We start from the raw sequence: 16,025 nt of genomic DNA, 5'->3' as shown, positions 1-16,025 counted from the left end.
GTTTTTACTGACCTCACTTGAACCGCATTCGGGACACTGCACTGCTTTTACCCTGATTTCATATTTCTATTATGCAATGCCGATTTTGGATCAGGTCTTTTTAACGGAACGAGGGTTACGCGAACTGAATAATCTGCAACAAGGAGAGTTGAAATTGGGTGCTAGTCTAACGATTGGCAACTACTGGCTCCCTGATTGCATTAGTCAGTTCAAGCTTCAACATCCCGGCATTTCGGTGATTTGCACCTTGGCAAATGCAGAAGAAATCTGCGAAGGCACTGCTACCGGGTTGTTTGATCTAGGAATTGTTTCGGGAGAAGTCAGACCGTCGTTAAAAACTGCGTTGGCTGCGGCAGAGGTGGGGCGCGATCGCCTGCAAATTGTGGTGGGCAAATCTCACCCTTGGTTTAAACATGCAACGGTGACTGTGGAAGAACTGATGCAGACTGCCTGGGTGATGCGTGAGAGCGATTTCAAACCCAAATTGCGATCGCTTTTGAAAAAATGATTGACATTCCCAGCCTTTTTCAGCAACTTTAGTCCCTCAGTGTGGCAGCTTCTTCTAGATTCATACCCCAACTCAAGTGCAGCGATCATTCAAAAATTCTTTCTCTTAATACATGATTGTGATCTCTATATCAAAATAATCTACTACATTCCGATTGGCTTACAGATGATTAAACGAAGTATAGTGGTGCAACATCGCACTAGGAGATTGATATGACGATCGCGCAGCATTTCCCAACTTCAACTATCAAGCGCCCTAGTTTTCTAGCTTTAGGGCGCGATCGCCTGCTCAAATTTGTTAATTTGCTGGGACTGTTCGCAACAAAGCTTTGGTGGCACGGCAAAGCCTACAGTGTAATTTTCATGATTATTGGACTCACAGTCCTCAGCTTGGCGTATTTATGGATTGAAACAACGTCTCGCAAATGGGCGATCGGCTGGATGGCAAAAGATCGCTCAAAGCGGCAGAATTTGCCAACTTACTAGTCTCGGAATTATATCCACTTCTGGCAGTAGCTTATTTTCAGCAAGTGTTGTCGATTGAGATTGAGTTAGGTTAGTGACGCGATCGCCCCGGTACTGCCCAGTGCAACCTCAAACGCAGATAAACGGGCGGCTTCCGCTAGCTCGGCTCTGCCATAAATGCGAGGCAATTGCTTGGTTTGCTCAAGCACCTGGCGCACCTCTGCATTGGTGATGCTGGCGAGAGTCCGGTTACTGAGTAAGGCGATCGCGGCTGCAATGCCCACGCCTTGAGCCACCGCCACATTAAATTCCACAATCCGCCCCGCAGAACAGGCATAGCCATCAAATCCTGATGCTGGACTGACGACGGCTAGATTCGGCACCGTTTGAACTAGTGCATGATGCATGCCAACGTTAAACAATGGCGATGTATGAAAACCAATATTGCTGATACCCTGTGCCATTGCCTTCGCCCCTAGCCCATCGATGCCGCCACGCACATCCAAATGATAGCCAAAGGTTGCTAATGCTTTACTCGCAGGCACGCCACCCAACAGCATGTCGGCTCCACTTAACCGATTAACACTATCGGCAATGTTTCCTGCATGACGAATGTAGAGTTCAGTTGCCGATCGCACAATTGGAGTCCCCCAACTTCTAAACCAGGCTGCCAACTGACGCATTTCTTCGATCATTAGCGCTGTAGGTTTAGCGCCTGCCCGTGCCAATGCCTCGGCTTGGGAACCTGTCGTGAAAAACATCAGCGCATTCCACGACAGTCTCCCTCCAGATAAAATAGCAATGTTGCCCGGATCGAGCGTAAAACCACTGCTTTTAAGGGACAAAGGCTTGCCTCGAAAGGCATGATATGCCAAAGACAATGCTGAGCAGCGCATATCAATATGGTCTTGCCCGACATACATGGATTTAAAGTTGCCCGATGCATCGACGAGACTTTTGCGAAACTGCTCTGCGAGTTTGGCGTTGCCGCCTGCCGCGATCGCCAGTTGCTCCTGTCCCGTGCGATCGTTCAGGTTATAAAACCGCTTAATCAGCATCGATTCCACTTCTTTCAGGCGGGCGATCGTCAGCCCCTCTGTTTCAAACACCAGCGTCACAGGTAACTCCGATTCGGGCAACCCAAATGTTTCAAATCCACGCAGTTTATTCACACCAGCAAATTGAGCCAGTTCTGCATTCACTGTTGAATCAATAAACTGCCGTGCTAAGTAGGTTTCGCCTTTGGTTAGCTGAATGCCGGCAATTCGCGTGCCGTTTCTAAGGACTGCTTTAATTTCCAAGCGACTGATCACATCCACATCCGCTTCGCGCAGCATGGCACGCAGAGCCGCATCCGCCTTAACCGGATCAAGCGCAATTTGCGTTACCCCCGATCGCTGCAAAAACTCTTTGTACAATGCTGATGGATCGCCAAATGTATCGAGCTTCAGCGATTGGCGCACATCCAACGGCACTCGACTGCGATCGAGGTAGGCAAGCCGCCCCCGAATTAAATGTCCACCAATGCCCTCTTGAGAATTGCCCTTAAACATCAGTAAGCTGCGGGGCTTCTTGCCTGTACGCCGCTGATATTCCCTGGATGCCGCCACTAATGCCAAAACTCCGGGCACCTCATCGCCAAAACCAATCATGTCGTAGGTGCGATTTGCAGTGAGTGTAGTAGAGGTCATAGGGTTAATCAAGATGAACGACAAAAAGTAGCTCTTTAAAAGAACAGATGAGAAAATAATCTCACTGTTTATTCAATTAAGTCGATGGCTGAAGCGAACATGCAGGTCTGTAAGGTGTGTGGGGTTAAGATTATCAAGATTATCGGTGGCGATCGCGTATTATTTTCGGTTGGCGCACCGGGCACTCGTGAAACACTCTGGCAAAAGGTCTGCAAACATACTCAAAATTCGGGGTGCATCAATCGTCAGAATACCTAGAAATTAATTTCTTAAAAAGTTAATATCTATCCCTGCTTTGGCAAGTCTCCACATAGAAATTTTATGAGTTCATCATTGTCCTAGCTTGTAATTTTACGGTGATTTTACGCTGAACATCCTGTTTTTCCTAAAATTCTCGGTAAGAAGAAGTATCAGGTTTTTACTGAAAATCTGATTTTAATTCAGTACCGTGGATTCACAGGAGAATTGGTTGTGTTGACCAGAAAAGCCAGCAAGCTGTTACGGTACGTTAGTCAAAACAGCGTTGGGTTTACATTGATTGAGCTACTGGTTGTTATTACAATCACGGGTGTTCTCGCCGCGATAGCCCTTCCGACCTTCTTAAGTCGGGCGAATAGTGCTAAACAGGCAGAAGCTAAAACTTATATTGGGACGCTCAACCGTGCCCAACAAGCCTATGCGATCGAATATTCTCAATTTGCCACTAACCCGATCACTTTAGGCATTGAGATTCGGGATAGCAGCAACTACAAATATGAGATTAAAGTGAGCAGCGACGGTCAACCCTATGCGATTCACTACGCAGACTCAACAACCAATAAACTGCACGCCTATGTTGGCATGACGGCTCTAGTTCAAAGCAACGGTAACTCAACGATGGCGATCGTGTTGTGTGAAGCTGCAAACCCAACGGGTGGCAGAGCCGCTGATCCAATTTATAGTTCTAGTTCAGTAGACTGCGCTCCTAGCACCCAAGATCTTGCAAAAAATTGATCTTTAACATTAATACGATCAAGTTGAAAACCTTTAAAGCTTAAAAAAATAGCCTCATCTCGTAAGACAAAGCTATTTACTACGAATAGTGAAGCCACGTTGGAGTGTTATAAAACTCCAGCGTTAGTCAAGCCTAAAATCGCACCTGCCCCTAAAATGTGACCAAAGCTGGTGGTTGCTAAAAGTTCAGGGAGTCCAAATTCTCCCCCAAATGGATCGGGAAATTGGATGGGCAGTTTGGGACCTACGCCTTTACGACTGATGGCATAGCGCCCGATCGCGATCGCAAACAAATTGCAAAGTATCATTGTAATACCAACCCCAATTGACCAATCGGTGGCGCGTTCGTGGATCACTGCTAACAGGGGCATATAAAACATATTTTCATCTCCAAAAATAACGAGCAAAGTACACTATTTGAATTAGAAGAATTATAGGAATCTATGGGATAGCAAATTGCAAAGTAGGTTTATTTGTTTAAATCAATTAATGAATAAATTTATATTTTGATACGAAGATTTGTTTTTGGATTCCGTGTACTGAGATGTATTCATGAGTTTACGAGTCAAAATTTGCGGTATTACCCAACCCGAACAGGGACGCGCGATCGCCCAATTGGGTGCTACGGCTTTAGGCTTCATTTGTGCGCCAACGTCACCCCGCTATGTGACCGCTCCCCAGATTGCAACCATTGTGGCAAATTTGCCCATCAATCTAGAAACTGGCAAACCCTGCTGCGATCGCATTGGAGTATTCGTTAATGCTGATCTAGACTTGATTTGTCAAACAGTCGCGCTGGGTCACCTAAATGGCGTACAGCTTCATGGAGACGAAACTCCAGAACTCTGCAATCGCCTTCGTCAAGCGCTTCCAGACGTTGAGTTGATCAAAGCTCTCCGCATTCAATCTGCGATCGCCTTAGAAACCATCCCTCAGTATCAAAATTCTGTGGATGCCCTACTTTTGGATGCTTACCATCCGACTCTTGCAGGTGGCACAGGTAAAACTTTGGATTGGTCAGCATTACAACAATTTTGTCCAACGATTCCCTGGTTTTTGGCAGGCGGATTAACTCCAAGCAATATTCTAGAAGCGCTAGCCTGCTTGCATCCTCAGGGAATTGATCTTTCTAGCGGCGTTGAAATCAGCCCTGGCAACAAAAATATGAACCAAGTGGCTCAGCTATTTGATGTCCTAAACCAAAGGGCTGCTTCTCCAACGCTAATTTAATCTTGACAATCGCCCATCGGAACAATCGCCCATCGGATGAGGATTTTGTTTATTTCGCATCCATCCAGTTGTCGCCTGCATGAATTTCGACGGCGAGGGGAACGGAGAGGGTGACGGCGGATTCCATCATGGATTGAATTTTGGGCTGGAGAGATTCCCATTCTTCCGGACGCATTTCAAAGATGAGTTCGTCATGGACTTGCAGCAGTAAGTTTGCGTCGTGGTCTTTTAGCAATTCGTGCAGCCGGATCATGGCGATTTTGATGATGTCGGCGCTGGAACCTTGGATGGGTGCATTGGCGGCAGCGCGCAGCATCTGAGCATCGTATTGATCGCGCAGTTTGAGTTGGCTGAGATCGATCGCGTTGGGATCTTGACCGCGCAAACTCCGCAAACTTTCGCTGGCAAAGTTGAAATAGCGACGGCGACCGAGAATGGTTTCGACATAGCCATTGGCAAGCGCTTCTTGCTGCATTCGCTGGAGATATTTGAAGACATTGGAGTAGCGAGAGTTGAAGCGATCGATAAACTCTTGGGCAGTTCTGCGATCGACTTTTGCTTCTCGTGCAAATCGCTGGGCACCCATGCCATAAATCACGCCAAAGTTGATGATTTTGCCGAGTCGCCGCTCTTCTGAAGTAATGTCTGCTTTTTCAAATAAAAGCTGAGCCGTTAGGGTATGAATATCCTGTTTGTTGTGATAGGTTTCCAGCAGGACGGGTTCTTGGCTCAAGTGCGCCAGAATCCGGAGTTCAATTTGGGAATAGTCAGCAGCCACCATCAACCAGCCCGGTTCCGGGATGAATGCTTGCCGAATCAGACGGCTAAACGCGGTGCGAATCGGGATATTTTGCAAGTTGGGATCGGAGGAAGACAGACGACCAGTGGCGGTGATCGCCTGATTGAAATTGGTGTGAACTCGCTGGGTGTCTTTACGAGCGATCGCGGGTAGGGCATCCACATAAGTTGATTTCAGCTTGGATAAGGTGCGATGCTCGACGATCGCTTCAATCACCGGATGGTCATCCAATAGCTTTTCTAGCGTCGCAGCATCGGTGGAGTGACCCGTTTTGGTTTTACGCGATTTGCGGCGATCGAGCTTAAGCGTGTCAAACAGCAGTTCACTTAGTTGTTTAGGCGAACCCAAATTAAAATTGCTGCCCGCTGCTTCATAAGCCCGAAGCTCGATTCTGGCTAAATCTTGCTCTAACTGCTTGGAAAATTTATGCAGATAGTCTTGGTTGATGCGAACTCCTAGCCATTCCATTTCGGCTAGCACAGGTTCCACAGGCACTTCCACGTCTACAAATAGGCGATGGAGTGCGGGGCTTTCCGCTAAGAGCGATCGCAAAATCGGCACCAACCGAAACACCGTGTGGGCATCCATGCCACAATATTGGGCAACGGCGGGAATGCTGATATCCGCAATGGTTTTACCTTTGGGGACTAAATCGGTGTAGCTGGTAGTCGTCAGCCCTAAATGGGTTAGCGTTAAGCTAGATAGGTTATGTGTTTGGTCGGGGTTGATCACATAACTTGCCAGCATGGTGTCAAACGTTACGCCTGCAAGATGAATGCCCTGTTGTCGGAAGGCGAGGCGATCGAATTTGGCATTTTGTAGCGCTTTGGGATGATCGGGGCTTTCTAAAATAGGACGCAGTGCTTCTAACACTAGTGTTTTATCCAAATTTTTGCCGATCGCATGGTTGAGGGGAATGTATGCCACATCCGAGATTGCTTCGCCCCAACCAACCCCAATTCCCACCAGTTCAGAATCGCGAGGTTCTAGGGCAGTGGTTTCAGTATCCCAACTGGTCAGCAAGTCGGGCTGATTGCGAACGTCTAAAATTTTTATCAGTTCATACAGCTTTTCGGGCGTATCAACTATTCGGGGTTGTAGCATGATGGACCGAACTGGAGTCGCTGCATCGGTTTCCTCGGCACTATAAAACCAAAGATCTTCTCCTTCATCAAAGCTAGTGTTGCTGAGCGCTTTGAGGGGTTCAGGTGCGATCGCTATCTCCTCTGTTTCCGCCGCTTCATTTGTTTCCAGGACTTCCTCAGCTTCACCCCTAAACTGGCGATGCAGCTTTTGAATTTTGCTGAGAAAGGTACGAAACTCTAGCTTTTCTAAGATAGGCAAAACAGCAGCGTCATCAAATTCTTGCAGTTGGCACGTCTCTAGAGCAATGTAGATCGGGACATCTAAATGAATTTGAGCCAAATATTGAGAATGCAGGGCATCGTTGCGTCCGTCTTCTAGCTTTTTGCGGGTGGCTCCTTTGATCTGGTCGATCGCTGCATAAATGCCGTGGAGTGAATCATATTCTTTCAGGAGTTGGACGGCTGTTTTTTCACCGATGCCGCGCACACCTGGAATATTATCGGAGGTATCACCGCAGAGGGCTTTGAAATCCACTACCTGTTCCGGCAAAACACCCAGCTTTACTTGAACCTCTTCAGAGCCAAATTCTTTCAACGAGGGAATGCCCTTGCCGTAGCTGGTACTCATGTAAAGTACGGTGGTGCTGCCTTCGGGGTTAACCAGTTGAAATAGGTCGCGATCGCCACTTAAAATTTTCACCCGCATCCCCGCCGCTGTTGCCCGTCGCGTCAGAGTGCCGATAATATCATCGGCTTCGTAGCCGGGAGCCGTCAACACAGGGAGTTTGAGAGCAGTCAACAATTCTTGTAGGTTTTTCAGATCGGGCAAAAAGCCTTCAGGCGGTTCGGGTCTGCCTGCTTTGTAGGTGTCGTCTTGATCATGGCGAAAGGTTTTGTCTGCCACATCAAAGGCGATCGCCACATACTGCGGCTTTTCCGTTTCCATCACCTCTAGCAGTGCTTTCAAAAAGCCATAGGATACGCTCGTGGGAATGCCGCTTTTGGTTCGTAGTCCGCCCTCGCGCCCTTTAGCATGGGCATAGTAGGAACGAAAGGCAAGGGAGTGCCCATCAATCAGGATCAAGACAGGATTGGTTGAGTTAGCCAAAATGAACGCTTATCAAAAGATAGGGTCTATTGTAGCGATCTCTACCGACAGACGGAAACAATCAAGCGGGGACGAGCCATAAGTTAATCCAGGTTGACTGAATAGTTCAACAGGTTCCAACTTGGGCATTCTATCAAAATCTATCAAAACTTCATACTTTTGGCAGATTTTAGTTTGTTGGCAGTTATATTGTCAGATAAAGCTGCAATTAACTCAAAGCCTCCCATGACAGACTCCTCAAATATCACTCTGACGATCGCATTCGTTGACCCAGCGATCGCCTAGAATCATGGACGATCGCCCAAGTTTAAGCGAAAATAAAGAAGATTTGCCGGGATCAAACCAATGACAACTGAAGACTTGGGCAATGACGTACCGCTGGAGATGGTGGTAATTCCTGGTGGTGAGTTTTTGATGGGAATATCAGACAGTCAGAGAGAAACAATCCTCAAGGAATATTTGAAGACGGCTAGTCAAGAAAATGCTGAAAAGTGGACTAGTTGGAAACTGCCGCAGCACAAAGTTGTTATCCCAGCATTCTGTATGGGCAAGTATCCGGTGACGCAGAAGCAATGGTTGGCTGTCATGGGTGAATTTAAGCAAGAACCTAGCTTTTTGGGAGACCAGCGCCCCATTGAACGGGTTTCCTGGGACGACGCGATCGCGTTTTGCAGCCAACTTTCCCAAAAAACCGGCAAGCCTTACCGTCTACCCAGTGAAGCCGAATGGGAATACGCTTGTAGAGCCGGAACCACAACCCCGTTCTCTTTTGGCGACACCATTACCCCTGATTTGGCAAACTACAACAGCAACTATACCTATGGCGAGGGCGCAAAGGGCGCCTGTCAAGAGCAAACAACCGATGTGGGCAGCTTTCCCGCCAATGTCTTTGGTCTCTACGATATGCACGGCAACGTTTGGGAATGGTGCGCCGATCAATGGTATGACAGCTATACCAATAAACCAGAGAGCCTCAAACAAAATGGCGCGATCGCTTGGACAGCAGAAAATACTAAAATATCCCCAAAACCGGATGTAGCAGAACTCCGCCTCCTGCGCGGTGGTTCGTGGTACGACAATCCGAGGCACTGCCGCTCTGCTAATCGCAACTGGCACGGGCGCGACTATCGTGGCTTCAACTTCGGTTTTCGACTTGTTTGTGCGGTTCCGAGGACTCTTTAACCCTTGACTAGACACCGGGGTTCTGCACCCTACTGTGGCGATCGCGCTAATCTTGGATAGAACCCCGGTTTCTCAATCTCAGCGATCGCCGTTGAGCTAATCATATAGGCGCGATCGCTGTTGTGAAGAGAAGGGGCGATCGCGGTGAAGTTGCAATTTAGATGAATTTCCTCTCTAACTCACAAAACGATGCCCTGGAAACTGAAGGACGCAGAACAAAAATTTGCTGATTTAATTCATGCGGTTGCTGAAGCGCCTCAGTGGATCTACGACCAAAATCAACTGGTTGCAGCCGTGATCAAAGCGGACGTTTTTCAGGAATTTCTGGTTTGGCAACAGCAATCCCAGCAGTTTTCATTAGCCAATGCTTTTGCAGAGCTACGTGAGCTTTGTGCTGAGGAAAATTATGTGCTTGAAGCACCTTCTCGACATGATCGCTCAAATCCTTTTGCTGAAAGTCCCCATGACCTTTCTTGATGATACTAACGTCATCAGTGAATTAGCGCGATCTCAACCCAATTCAGGGTTATGGACTGAAGGGCAACCGTTTCATCGATCGCGTTGAGAAAAAGCCAGGAATCAAAGGTTAAAAACTTGCGATTCCTAGCTGCTGGACGAACTATTAGAAACAATCTGACTGAGAACGATCTTACTTAGCCAGTGTGCGGCGTTTTGAGATCATGCGATACGCCTCAATGATGTCGCCTATCTCCCAAGAATTGAAGTTATCAATTCCAATCCCGCATTCAAACGCAGTATTGACTTCCTTCACATCTTCCTTCATCCGCTTCAGCGAATCAAGGCTGCCCTCAAAGACAACGTTGTTATTCCGGCGAATCCGAACTTTGCAGTTCCGCAGGATTTTGCCGGATTGCACATAGCATCCTGCCACCTGCCCTCGTCCAACAGGGAAGACAGCCCTTACTTCCACTTGACCCAAAGGTTCTTCCACCAGTTCGGGATCAAGCAACCCTTCCATTGCCCCTTGGATGTCGTCCAATAGGTTATAGATGATGTTGTAATCCCGGACATCAACTCCCAGGCGATCGGCAGCTTGTCGTGCGCCTGTTGCTAGAGTTGTGTTAAAGCCAATGATCACAGCGGAACTCGCAGCCGCTAGGTCAATATCTGTTTCAGAGATCTCACCAGGCGCAGCATACAATACTCGGACTTGCACTTCATTTTGGGGCAACTGCTTGAGTGAACTAAGGATCGCTTCCACTGATCCCTGTACATCCGCTTTCAGCACCAAGTTGAGTTCTTTGAGTTCTCCCTCTTGGGCACGAGCCGAAAGGGTATTTAAGCTGACCCGACGAGAAGACATGGCGGCTAACAAACGAGACTGGCGCTGTTCGTCGCTGCGATCGGAAGAAACTGCACGAGCTTCTTTTTCATCAGCAAACACGTCAAACTCATCTCCAGCCGCAGGCACATCTGCCAGTCCTAGCACTTCTACAGCAAAAGAAGGACCAGCAACTTTCACACGCTGACTGCGATCGTCTACCATTGCCCGCACTTTGCCAAAAGCAGATCCGGCAACTAGCACATCGCCCACTCGTAGAGTGCCGTTTTGCACCAAAAGCGTTGCCACAGGACCCTTTGCCTTATCCAAGTGGGCTTCGATGACCGTGCCTTTCGCAGCGCGATCGGGATTTGCAGACAGTTCTTCGATTTCAGTGACTAGCAGGATCATTTCCAGAAGCGTATCAAGGTTGTCACCATTGAGGGCGCTAACGGGCACCATGATGGTTTCGCCGCCCCATTCTTCTGGAACTAAGCCATACTCTGTTAGCTCTTGTTTAACGCGATCGGGTTGAGCGCCTTCCTTATCAATTTTATTAATGGCGACCACAATAGGTACTTCAGCCGCTTTCGCATGGCTAATTGCTTCGATTGTTTGTGGTTGAACTCCATCATCGGCTGCAACGACTAAAATCGCGACATCCGTAACTCGTGCGCCCCGTGCGCGCATTGCAGTGAAGGCTTCGTGACCCGGTGTATCGAGAAAAACCACCTTTTGCATTTCGCCGTTGTGTTTAACATCAACGTGATAAGCACCGATATGTTGAGTAATACCTCCTGCCTCACCCTGAGCTACTTTCGTTTTGCGGATAGAATCTAGCAAAGATGTTTTCCCGTGGTCTACGTGACCCATGATTGTGACGACAGGAGGACGACGCTGGAGGCTTTCCAAGTCACCCGCATCTAGCATCTCAATGACTTTAGTAGCAGCAGCTTGACGCACCCCGACTTCCGCTTCCACGCCTAGTTCCAGTGCAACCATGGTGGCAGTATCTACGTCTAGCGTCTGGGTCACGGTTGCCATGATGCCTTTCATAAACAAGGCTCTAATAATATCGGTTTCGGGAGTCTCCATTTTGGCGGCAAGTTCCTGAACCGTCAAGCTACCTAAGAGCGTGATGTGGGTTGGCTTTTCAACCTTCACTTCTTCATGACGATTACGGCGATCGCGGGAGCCAGATCCACCTTTCTTAGGTTTCTGAGTGATTGCAATAGGCGCTCTAGTGGGAGCCTGACGCATTCCCTTCGGCTTAGCAGGACGCACCAAGGACAAACTCACATTGCTGCCGCCCTCTCCATCTTCGCCATCTTCTCCTTCGAGAAGCGCATCAAGGTCTTCCTCTTCTGCATCTAGGTCAGGCTGAACTCTCCGTTTTGCTTTAGTGCCAACTTTAGGAGATTTTAGCTGTGATTCTTCATCCTCACCATCCTGCCAATCTTTCCCTTTTTTGACGGTTCGTGGCAACGCTGGCTTAGGCTGCAACAGGGCATCAACCCCTACTGCGGCATCACCCATTGCAGGCGTTCTAGTTGGACGATTAACCCGTAGCTCAGGACGGACTAAATCATCCATTGCTCCTGGCATTCTGCCCTCTGTAGCAGTCGAATCTCCATCCGGACGAACGGGTTTAGGTCGCCGTAGTTCTACAATCGTTTGTTGCTGAGGACGAGGAACAGGTTTGCCCTCTACCGCTTTGCCGACAGGGTGCCGAGCAGGCATCATTGGCTTAGCACTAGGCGCAGAAGGTTTTGCAGGGGAAGGGGCTGACCGCGCAGCGCTGCCAGGTTGTCGGGTTGTTCCATCTGTTGATGGGCTTCCCGATGTCGGCTCTTCAGTGCGGACTCGCTTCAGGATTGGGCGGCTAGATGTATTTGGAACTAGGCTACCTCTAGGAACCGTAGGCGTAACGGGTTCAGGGCGCGGTGGAGGTGACGCTAATGGGACAGCATCTTCTTCCAGTGCTGCTTTTAGAGGTGTAGGAGATGGTGCAACGGCTTGAGAGGCTGGCGGTTCCTTAATCTCAGTTTTCAAAGAGTTAGATACCTCTGCTTTTGCCGATGGTTTGATCACTGTTTCGGGCGATGGCTGGGTCAAGCTTTCATTTGAATTGCTTGATCGCTCTAGCCGACTTGATCCAACTGGTTTTGGCGATGCTTGGGTTGGTACTGATGCTCCCACTTCTGGCGATGGAGGGGTGTAGGTGGGAGGGGTAGGAGGTTCAACGCTGGGCGATCGCGTAACAGATTTAATTGCCACAATCTGCTGCTTCTTTTGGACGGGCACAGAAACTCGTTGTTTGGGTTCTGCTGCTGATGAGTTCGTTGATGGTCGTGTCACTGGTTTAACAGAGGATGAATGAGTAGCAGTGTATTTTTCAGCCGCCGCACGAATTTTTTCAGCTTCAGAGTCTGTAATTGTGCTGCTGTGACTTTTAACCGAAATGCTTAATTGCTCACAAATCGCCAATATATCTTTATTATCCAAATTTAATTCCCGTGAAATCTCGTAAATTCTGACTTTTCCACTATTCATCCAATTTCCTCTTCGTGCCTATCCAGTTCTCACATAGTTGTCACCGTTCCAACTAAAACAACATTCAATCCAAACCGTAACCCTCTTTAATTCTAAGTCTTCTAACGTCTCTAGTTCAACTACTAGGGAAAACAAGATTGTTCAAAAATAACCTTGCTTGGCAATTCTAAAGTTGTTTTCAACTTTGTCATCATCCTTACTCTAATTTTGCACAAATCTTGAGAAGCGGAAACAACTTCAATTTGGGCACGATTCTGTTACATCACGATTTTGTCAGCCCCGCCACACTAGCTCACATCAGCCGTTTTTGTTACCTAGAAAGCTCATAATTTAGATGAGATTACCATTGTATGCAACATTCTGATTTGCAAAGTTTTTCCCTATTTTATGACTTTTGTGGATGCCCCAGTAGCGATCGCCTCATCTAATCGGTGTTTCCTGCTGGTAAAGTCGCTCTTCCAACTCTTCATACAAAGAATCCGTCACTGATGTTTTCAGCGCCCTACCTAGTCGATTCTTTTTTCGTGCTGCTTTGAGACAATCTATTTGTGGACATAAATAAGCAGAACGACCCATTCCTTCCTCTAACTGCACCACTTGTGAAGGATACACTCTAACAACTCGCCAAAAATCTACTTTAAGAGCGACTTTTCGACAGGCGACACAGCGGCGATAGTTCGGCTTCATTTCCTTATCTTCTCAATAATGCCGCTTAGACTGATTGATTTAAAGTCTCTTCTGTCACATTCATTTTTACCTCTGCCTCTGGTCGCTCATTTTGCGCTACAGCTTCGCTAAAGTGAGCGGCAGTCTCCTCGTCTTTCTTATACCGTTCCTCTTCTTCGTAGTCTTGATCCTCATAGTCTTGATCATATTGAAGAGGTTCGCGACTATTCAGCACTTCTGATATTTTTCGATCTTCTGCGTCGTAATCGTATTTGGCAGAATCTTTAATATCAATTTTCCATCCTGTTAATCGAGCCGCCAACCGAACGTTCTGACCTTCTTTGCCGATCGCCAAACTCAGTTGATCCTCTGCAACCAGAACATGGGTTTGCCGTCCTTCCGGGTCCATCAGCCGCACCTCATCTACTCTTGCCGGACTTAGCGCATTGGCAATATAAGTAGATGGATCGGGTGACCAGCGAATCACATCAATTTTTTCGCCCCGCAGTTCGTTCACCACCACCTGAATGCGAGATCCCCTAGCACCGATGCAAGCACCCACCGGATCTACGTCTCTCTCCAAGGTATCAACCGCAATCTTGGTACGAGGACCCACAGACCGGGAAGGAGGATTTGCTTCTCGTGCCACTGCGACAATGCGGACAATTTCATCCTCAATTTCCGGCACTTCATTCGCAAATAAATACACTACCAGCCCCGCATCCGATCGCGAAACCATTAGCTGGGGTCCTCGATGAGACCCTTCTGATACTCGCTTTAGATAGACCTTAAACGTGGCATTAGCTCGATAATTATCATTCGGCAACTGTTCACGCTTTGGCAATTCAGCTTCCACTTCCACTTGCCCAAAACCACTTAATACTGCCATGATGACGGACTGCCTTTCAAACCGCAGAACTCGCGCCTGCAACACGGTGTCTTCCAAATCTTGAAATTCTTCCTGCACCAGCTTTCGCTGTTGATCCCGCAATTTTTGTGCCAAAACTTGCTTAGTTTGAATCGCCGCCATTCGCCCAAAGTCTCCCTGTTCTGGGGTTACATCCAATACTACTGTGTCTCCAGGTTGAGCTTCGGCAGCCACTTCCAGCACTTCTTGTAACGCAATTTGGTGATCGGGATTCTCTACCTCTTCCACAATCGTTTTTGCTGCCAAAACCCGAAATCCTTCTTCTTCAATGTCTAATTCCACCTCAAAATTGACAAAATACTCTTCATCAAAATTGTTGCCATCTAACCGTTGAGTTCGACGGTAGCGCTCATACCCTTTGAGCAACGCTTCTCGCAAAGCAGCTTGAACGGCAACTTTTGGCAAATTCCGTTCTCGGCTGATGCCTTCAATCATTTCTCGTAGTCCGGGTAGGGCGACCATTGACATAGCAAAATCTCCGTGGTGATGGCAGTGAAGTGAGGAAACAAATGAAAATAAAAAGGTTAGGTAGGTTCAACTAGCTGGACTTTTGTAATGAGATGGCAGGGAATGGCGATCGCCCGTCCTTTTTGGCTCAGGTGAACCGCTTCTTGATCTCGCCGAACCAACTTTCCTACCCATTCTTTATGCCCAGCGTAAGGCTCAGAAACGCTAACCATTACCGTAAAACCTTTAAACGAGATAAATTCGCGATCGGTACTGAGTAACCGAGAAATACCAGGGCTTGATACTTCTAACGCATAGGCATCAGGAACAATCTCAGATTCATCTAATATTGCCTCTAATGCTCGACTCATCCGTTCACAGTCGTCTAACCCCGTATCATCTGTGGAATTGCGAATATCGACTCGTAAAACTGGAGGGCTTTGATTCGTCCGAAAAATAGCTCCAACGATTTCCAAATTAAGAGATTCTGCCACAGGAGTAGCAAGTTCAAGAATGTGTGGGATAAGTGGATGAGTCATGAACACCGAAATAAAAACAAAAAAAGTGGGCTTAAACCCACCTCCAAGATGCACTACTTTCTAAAATCTAGAAGTCCTGCGCAGGACTCGCAGTTGCACCCCTTAGTGTAGCCTAATGTTTTGAAGGTGTGCAGATTTGTTGAAAAAACTCTACGCTTTAGGCTTGCTCTTTATAAAAAACAAGTAGTACTATAGTAAGCTGTGTTGATTTTTTTCAAAGTAGACCCCATGCCCAAGCTAAAGACCCGCAAAGCCGCTGCAAAGCGCCTGAGAGCCACTGGATCTGGCAAGATTGTACGTCGCCAATCTTCCAGGAAGCATTTGTTAGAGCATAAAAGTGCTTCACGTCGTCGCCGTCTTGCAGGGATGGCAGTCGTAAATGAGCGGGATACAGACAATGTGCATTTGATGCTTCCCTACCTGTAAAACTATGGGATAAGGCTAGGAGGCTTGTAGCCCGGGTTGAATTTGAGCTTTTAGAATGACTGCCTAAATAGTCAAAATTAAACTCAATTTTTTGACTAAAACTTTCGTAAAAAAAACAACTAGA

16 protein-coding genes are annotated in these 16,025 nt (G+C 47.6%); 9 read left to right on the top strand and 7 right to left on the bottom strand.

Translation table 11 applies throughout. The features are described from left to right. Together AB3R30_RS22125 and AB3R30_RS22120 are read left to right on the top strand one after the other, a co-directional pair. The coding region (locus AB3R30_RS22125; protein WP_458651379.1) for a LysR substrate-binding domain-containing protein at positions 1-508 on the top strand (508 nt) is incomplete at its 5' end. A 212-nt stretch (positions 509-720) separates the two neighbouring features. After that, positions 721-993, top strand: a complete 273-nt coding sequence (locus AB3R30_RS22120) for a hypothetical protein (RefSeq protein WP_458651378.1) — start codon at positions 721-723, stop codon at positions 991-993. A 65-nt stretch (positions 994-1,058) separates the two neighbouring features. On the opposite strand, the gene AB3R30_RS22115 is transcribed toward AB3R30_RS22120, so the two are convergent. Next, a complete protein-coding gene (locus AB3R30_RS22115; protein ID WP_458651377.1) occupies positions 1,059-2,663 on the bottom strand; it encodes an FAD-dependent oxidoreductase in 1,605 nt (534 codons plus the stop codon). An 84-nt stretch (positions 2,664-2,747) separates the two neighbouring features. On the opposite strand from AB3R30_RS22115, the gene AB3R30_RS22110 reads away from it, so the two are divergent. Both AB3R30_RS22110 and AB3R30_RS22105 read left to right on the top strand, forming a co-directional pair. After that, positions 2,748-2,921 (top strand): hypothetical protein, encoded by a 174-nt coding sequence (locus AB3R30_RS22110; RefSeq protein WP_458651376.1) that lies wholly within the window; start codon positions 2,748-2,750, stop codon positions 2,919-2,921. A gap of 213 nt (positions 2,922-3,134) precedes the next feature. After that, complete coding sequence (locus AB3R30_RS22105; protein ID WP_458651375.1) at positions 3,135-3,656, top strand: type IV pilin-like G/H family protein; 522 nt, start codon at positions 3,135-3,137, stop codon at positions 3,654-3,656. Between the two features lie 107 nt (positions 3,657-3,763). On the opposite strand, the gene psaK is transcribed toward AB3R30_RS22105, so the two are convergent. Continuing rightward, a complete protein-coding gene (gene psaK / locus AB3R30_RS22100) occupies positions 3,764-4,036 on the bottom strand; it encodes a photosystem I reaction center subunit PsaK (RefSeq protein WP_458651374.1) in 273 nt (90 codons plus the stop codon). Between the two features lie 172 nt (positions 4,037-4,208). Here psaK and AB3R30_RS22095 point away from each other — a divergent pair, with 172 nt between their 5' ends. Further along, complete coding sequence (locus AB3R30_RS22095) at positions 4,209-4,886, top strand: phosphoribosylanthranilate isomerase (RefSeq protein WP_458651373.1); 678 nt, start codon at positions 4,209-4,211, stop codon at positions 4,884-4,886. 49 nt (positions 4,887-4,935) lie between these two features. Here AB3R30_RS22095 and polA read toward each other — a convergent pair whose 3' ends face one another. After that, on the bottom strand, positions 4,936-7,878 hold the full coding sequence (gene polA, locus AB3R30_RS22090; protein WP_458651372.1) for a DNA polymerase I: 2,943 nt from the start codon (positions 7,876-7,878) through the stop codon (positions 4,936-4,938). Between the two features lie 159 nt (positions 7,879-8,037). Here polA and AB3R30_RS22085 point away from each other — a divergent pair, with 159 nt between their 5' ends. The 3 genes from AB3R30_RS22085 (at position 8,038) to AB3R30_RS22075 (ending at position 9,537) form a co-directional block, all read left to right on the top strand. Next, a complete protein-coding gene (locus tag AB3R30_RS22085) occupies positions 8,038-8,163 on the top strand; it encodes a hypothetical protein (RefSeq protein WP_458651371.1) in 126 nt (41 codons plus the stop codon). 60 nt (positions 8,164-8,223) lie between these two features. Continuing rightward, entirely contained in the window at positions 8,224-9,060 is an 837-nt protein-coding gene (locus AB3R30_RS22080; protein WP_458651370.1) for a formylglycine-generating enzyme family protein, read from the top strand. A 189-nt stretch (positions 9,061-9,249) separates the two neighbouring features. Then, positions 9,250-9,537 (top strand): hypothetical protein, encoded by a 288-nt coding sequence (locus AB3R30_RS22075; protein ID WP_458651369.1) that lies wholly within the window; start codon positions 9,250-9,252, stop codon positions 9,535-9,537. 172 nt (positions 9,538-9,709) lie between these two features. Here AB3R30_RS22075 and infB read toward each other — a convergent pair whose 3' ends face one another. The 4 genes from infB to rimP form a co-directional block, all read right to left on the bottom strand. Beyond that, entirely contained in the window at positions 9,710-12,895 is a 3,186-nt protein-coding gene (infB, locus tag AB3R30_RS22070; protein WP_458651368.1) for a translation initiation factor IF-2, read from the bottom strand. 420 nt (positions 12,896-13,315) lie between these two features. After that, the gene (locus AB3R30_RS22065; RefSeq protein WP_458651367.1) at positions 13,316-13,582 is read right to left on the bottom strand and encodes a YlxR family protein; all 267 of its coding nucleotides are present in this window, start codon (positions 13,580-13,582) and stop codon (positions 13,316-13,318) included. A 25-nt stretch (positions 13,583-13,607) separates the two neighbouring features. Next, a complete protein-coding gene (gene nusA, locus AB3R30_RS22060) occupies positions 13,608-14,957 on the bottom strand; it encodes a transcription termination factor NusA (protein ID WP_458651366.1) in 1,350 nt (449 codons plus the stop codon). Positions 14,958-15,013: 56 nt separating this feature from the next. Continuing rightward, positions 15,014-15,475, bottom strand: a complete 462-nt coding sequence (gene rimP, locus AB3R30_RS22055; protein ID WP_458651365.1) for a ribosome maturation factor RimP — start codon at positions 15,473-15,475, stop codon at positions 15,014-15,016. A gap of 228 nt (positions 15,476-15,703) precedes the next feature. Here rimP and rpmI point away from each other — a divergent pair, with 228 nt between their 5' ends. Beyond that, positions 15,704-15,901 carry a 50S ribosomal protein L35 gene (rpmI, locus tag AB3R30_RS22050; protein WP_458651364.1) on the top strand — a complete coding sequence of 66 codons (198 nt, stop codon included), beginning with the start codon at positions 15,704-15,706 and terminating at the stop codon, positions 15,899-15,901. Positions 15,902-16,025: the final 124 nt, after the last annotated feature.

Origin of the sequence: Sivoneniella epilithica UHCC 1019 (assembly GCF_040830845.1) — a bacterium.
Classification (GTDB): domain Bacteria; phylum Cyanobacteriota; class Cyanobacteriia; order Leptolyngbyales; family Leptolyngbyaceae; genus ULC077BIN1.
Note: the sequence above shows the minus strand (reverse complement) of the source record. Positions and strands in the feature narration are given on the sequence as shown.

What these genes read in the sequence shown, in the direction of transcription:
- AB3R30_RS22110 (WP_458651376.1), top strand. Translation starts at nt 2,748, where the DNA reads ATGGCTGAAGCGAACATGCAGGTCTGTAAGGTGTGTGGGGTTAAGATT.
- rpmI (WP_458651364.1), top strand. Translation starts at nt 15,704, where the DNA reads ATGCCCAAGCTAAAGACCCGCAAAGCCGCTGCAAAGCGCCTGAGAGCC.
- AB3R30_RS22080 (WP_458651370.1), top strand. Translation starts at nt 8,224, where the DNA reads ATGACAACTGAAGACTTGGGCAATGACGTACCGCTGGAGATGGTGGTA.
- AB3R30_RS22120 (WP_458651378.1), top strand. Translation starts at nt 721, where the DNA reads ATGACGATCGCGCAGCATTTCCCAACTTCAACTATCAAGCGCCCTAGT.
- AB3R30_RS22115 (WP_458651377.1), bottom strand. Translation starts at nt 2,663, where the DNA reads ATGACCTCTACTACACTCACTGCAAATCGCACCTACGACATGATTGGT.
- psaK (WP_458651374.1), bottom strand. Translation starts at nt 4,036, where the DNA reads ATGTTTTATATGCCCCTGTTAGCAGTGATCCACGAACGCGCCACCGAT.
- AB3R30_RS22075 (WP_458651369.1), top strand. Translation starts at nt 9,250, where the DNA reads ATGCCCTGGAAACTGAAGGACGCAGAACAAAAATTTGCTGATTTAATT.
- rimP (WP_458651365.1), bottom strand. Translation starts at nt 15,475, where the DNA reads ATGACTCATCCACTTATCCCACACATTCTTGAACTTGCTACTCCTGTG.
- nusA (WP_458651366.1), bottom strand. Translation starts at nt 14,957, where the DNA reads ATGTCAATGGTCGCCCTACCCGGACTACGAGAAATGATTGAAGGCATC.
- infB (WP_458651368.1), bottom strand. Translation starts at nt 12,895, where the DNA reads ATGAATAGTGGAAAAGTCAGAATTTACGAGATTTCACGGGAATTAAAT.
- AB3R30_RS22065 (WP_458651367.1), bottom strand. Translation starts at nt 13,582, where the DNA reads ATGAAGCCGAACTATCGCCGCTGTGTCGCCTGTCGAAAAGTCGCTCTT.
- AB3R30_RS22095 (WP_458651373.1), top strand. Translation starts at nt 4,209, where the DNA reads ATGAGTTTACGAGTCAAAATTTGCGGTATTACCCAACCCGAACAGGGA.